The following is a 3,594-nucleotide window of genomic DNA, read 5'->3' on the forward strand; positions in this document are numbered from 1 at the left end:
AATCTGAGCCGCTTGGCGTGCCGAGCCAATGTTGGTTTAGCGATTGTACCCGTAATTATTTGCACCCTCTTCCCCGAGTTTGTAATGCAACTTTTTGGTGGGGAGTTTCTCGCCGCGGCACCACTATTAGTCGTCCTTTCTCTGGGGCAGTTAGTCAATGTTGCGACTGGTTCAGTAGGTTTTTTATTATTAATGAGCGGTCATGAGAGAACCATGAAATACATTACAATTTCCTCAGGTATGGTGTCTATCTGCCTACTTGTTACGCTTTGCCAAATGTTTGGGGTGATTGGTGCAGCGTGGGCAATGGCAATTGGCATGGCTATCCAGAATTTAGCAGCACTGTATTTTGTAAAACGTTACTTAGGCTTCTTTCCAATAGGTTAATTATGGCTTTAATACTGGCACGCACGAGTTTTGTTTTAGTCCTGACGCTAACCGCTTCACTCTCTCTGTGGAAAAGCTCTGACTTACACCATACTGCTTACCTGCAAATGGAAACCTACTTAGGCGGTTCGAGTACGCTTCACTTTACTTTCAGTTTATTGATCGGCTTTTTATCGGTCTTCACGTTCCCTTCTCTGGTGAGCTCGAATAAAACCGACGTTTTTGGAATTCGTCTTTTGCTACTGCTGTTAGCTATCGTTTCAATGGAAGAAATAAGCCAACTTTTCATTCCAAATCGATCATTTAGTTTTGATGATCTCAGCACCAACTGGATAGGCGTTATCTCAGGTTACTTTAGTGCCAAGTTAATTCGCTTCATCCGCACTCGATCGTTCTAGTAATACAGGAATCTCTGGGGGATTTGGGTATATAATTACGCCAAACAACCAGACTAACGAGTACATCATGCCATCTCATCCAACCAAGATTACTTTTTTTGAATTCTTAACCCCGTTGATCACGTCAGGCAAAAAGACGATAACGATTCGAGATGAATCAGAAAGCCATTACGTTCCCAATACAGAAGTCGAAGTTTTTACCTTAGAAACGGATCGTAAAGTCTGCGATATCAAGATACGTTCTGTAGAACCACTTCACTTTGAAGATATTAATGAGTTTCATGCAGAACAAGAAGCCATCGAACTACCAAAACTCAAGCAGTTAATTCGAGAAATCTACCCAAATACCGACACGCTATTTGTTATTGAGTATGAGCTGATTAAATAACCCACAACAAAGGCTAGACGACTGGTCTAATTCATTCTATAGTACACTTCATGAACGCAAAGACGAATGACACACGCCAACATATTCTCGACGTCGGATACGAGTTGATCGTAAACCGAGGGTTCACGAGTGTTGGTCTTTCAGAGCTATTAAAAAAGGCCGCAGTGCCAAAAGGCTCGTTTTATCATTACTTCAAATCCAAAGAACAATTTGGTGAAGCGATGATTCAAGACTACTTTACTAAGTATTTTGAGCGTTTAAACGCACGCTTTACCAATACTGAACTGAGTGGCTACCAACGCCTAATGAGCTATTTCGAAGAAATGGTCAAAGTAGAAGACGACGTGTGTAATGCGAACAAATGTTTATTGGTTAAGTTAAGTGCAGAAGTCTCCGATCTCTCTGAGTCAATGCGCTTGGCATTACGCCAAGGAGCAGACAAAACCATTCAAGCGATAGCGGATTGCATTGACATCGGCATTAAAGATGGCTCAATCCCCAATGGTGACAGTGCGTTATTAGCAAGGCAGATATACTACCTTTGGAATGGCGCTAGCTTGCTGAACAAACTTTATCAAGATCAGGCAGCATTGACGCAAAGTCTGACCTATACTCAACACTTACTGCAGAATACACGCACTTGCCCATAACGGGCGGCGTGGAAGAGAATGAACACCCTACACACGTTTCACTGTCAGAAAAAGCGTCAGTGTTAACACAGTAAACCTTCCCGCTTTAAATAAGCGGGATATTTTGAAATAAACACTAGACGACCGGTCTAATCAACAAGTGAGATAGATATGACTAACGCAACAAATCGCAGAATCGTACTCGCGTCACGTCCCCATGGTGCACCGACACAAGAAAACTTTCGTTTAGAAGAGGTAACGAAACCGACTCCGAAAGAGGGTGAAATGCTATTGAGAACGGTTTATTTATCTCTAGATCCATACATGCGTGGTCGCATGAGTGATGCCGAATCATACGCTGACCCTGTTGCAATTGATGACGTAATGGTCGGTGGTACAGTTTGTCAGGTAGAAGCATCAAACCACCCAGATTACGAAGCAGGTGAATGGGTTCTTGCCTACACTGTTGGCTGGCAAGACTACGCTATCTCAACTGGTGAGATGGTCATTAAACTTGGTAAAGAACCGCAAAATCCTTCTTACGCGCTAGGTGTTGCAGGAATGCCTGGCTTTACCGCGTACATGGGTTTACTCGACATTGGTCAGCCAAAACCAGGGGAAACCATCGTGGTAGCAGCTGCTACGGGGCCTGTAGGCGCAACAGTTGGTCAAATTGGTAAAATCAAAGGTTGCCGAGTTGTTGGTATAGCAGGCGGAGAAGAAAAATGCCGTTACGCTAAAGAGGTGCTTGGCTTCGATGAGTGTATTGATCACAAAGCTGAAGACTTTGCAGAACAACTGAGAAATGCCTGTGACAAAGGTATCGATGTTTACTTCGAAAACGTAGGTGGCAAAGTATTCGAGGCTGTAATGCCACTTCTGAATACAAACGCGCGTATCCCACTTTGTGGTTTGATTTCTCAGTACAACGCGACAGAGCTGCCTGAAGGTACCGACCACCTTCCATTACTAATGGGTAAGCTCCTGACCAAACGAATCAAGGTGCAAGGCTTCATCATTTTTGATGATTACGGACATCGTTACGGTGAATTTGCGCAAGATATTAATCAATGGTTGGCAGAAGGAAAGATCCAATACCGCGAACATCTAGTACAAGGACTGGATAATGCGCCAGAAGCATTCATCGGTCTGTTGGAAGGTAAGAATTTCGGCAAACTTGTAGTACAGATTAACGACCCATTATAAAAAGGGATATGTAAATGATTAAACTTCACCACCTCAATCAGTCTCGTTCAAAGCGCATCATTTGGTTACTTGAAGAGCTAGATGTAAATTACGAAATTGTACCCTATGTCCGTGATTCCGTGACCTTCATGGCACCGCCAGAACTAAAAAGTGTTCACCCATTAGGAAAGTCACCTGTTCTTGAAGATAACGGCGAGATTATCATTGAGTCAGGTGCAATGACCGAATATTTGATTGAGAAATACAGTGACGGAGCCTTTGCTCCTGAGCGCGGTACAAAAGCACACACAGAATATTTGCAATGGATGCACTTTGCAGAAAGCTCTGCAATTTTACCTATGCTGCTAAAAATCTTCGTAAGTAAAGAGCCAAATGAAACTCAGTTTTTATCAGGCTATGCCGACAAGGAAGCAATGAATGTACTAGGCTACTTCGAGCAATCCTTAGAAGGCAAAACTTACCTAGTAGAAGAGCGTCTGACTGGCGCAGACATCATGATGTCTTTCATTGTCGAATTGGTTCAAAAGTTTGGTTTAGTTAATCACTTCCCTAATATTGAACGTTATGGGAAACAGCTCGCGACACA

The 3,594-nt window shown here is 43.1% G+C and carries 6 protein-coding genes; all 6 read left to right on the forward strand.

All coding sequences use genetic code 11. From position 1 onward, the window contains the following. On the forward strand, nucleotides 1-387 hold a 387-nt coding region (locus IQR33_RS32295; RefSeq protein ID WP_228013756.1), incomplete at its 5' end, for a polysaccharide biosynthesis C-terminal domain-containing protein. A gap of 2 nt (nucleotides 388-389) precedes the next feature. Next, entirely contained in the window at nucleotides 390-785 is a 396-nt protein-coding gene (locus IQR33_RS04370) for a VanZ family protein (RefSeq protein WP_017635292.1), read from the forward strand. 67 nt (nucleotides 786-852) lie between these two features. Then, on the forward strand, nucleotides 853-1,173 hold the full coding sequence (gene yqfB / locus IQR33_RS04375) for a N(4)-acetylcytidine aminohydrolase (RefSeq protein ID WP_005385855.1): 321 nt from the start codon (nucleotides 853-855) through the stop codon (nucleotides 1,171-1,173). A 50-nt stretch (nucleotides 1,174-1,223) separates the two neighbouring features. Then, nucleotides 1,224-1,823, forward strand: coding sequence for a TetR/AcrR family transcriptional regulator (locus IQR33_RS04380; protein WP_017635293.1), 600 nt, complete (start codon nucleotides 1,224-1,226; stop codon nucleotides 1,821-1,823). Nucleotides 1,824-1,973: 150 nt separating this feature from the next. After that, complete coding sequence (locus IQR33_RS04385; RefSeq protein WP_017635294.1) at nucleotides 1,974-3,008, forward strand: NADP-dependent oxidoreductase; 1,035 nt, start codon at nucleotides 1,974-1,976, stop codon at nucleotides 3,006-3,008. A 14-nt stretch (nucleotides 3,009-3,022) separates the two neighbouring features. Next, a partial coding sequence (locus IQR33_RS04390; RefSeq protein WP_193843541.1) for a glutathione S-transferase family protein occupies nucleotides 3,023-3,594 on the forward strand: 572 nt, incomplete at its 3' end.

The organism is Vibrio sp. OPT46 (genome assembly GCF_015163535.1).
Lineage (GTDB): Bacteria > Pseudomonadota > Gammaproteobacteria > Enterobacterales > Vibrionaceae > Vibrio > Vibrio alginolyticus.

What these genes read in the sequence shown, in the direction of transcription:
- yqfB (WP_005385855.1), top strand. Translation starts at nt 853, where the DNA reads ATGCCATCTCATCCAACCAAGATTACTTTTTTTGAATTCTTAACCCCG.
- IQR33_RS04380 (WP_017635293.1), top strand. Translation starts at nt 1,224, where the DNA reads ATGAACGCAAAGACGAATGACACACGCCAACATATTCTCGACGTCGGA.
- IQR33_RS04385 (WP_017635294.1), top strand. Translation starts at nt 1,974, where the DNA reads ATGACTAACGCAACAAATCGCAGAATCGTACTCGCGTCACGTCCCCAT.
- IQR33_RS04370 (WP_017635292.1), top strand. Translation starts at nt 390, where the DNA reads ATGGCTTTAATACTGGCACGCACGAGTTTTGTTTTAGTCCTGACGCTA.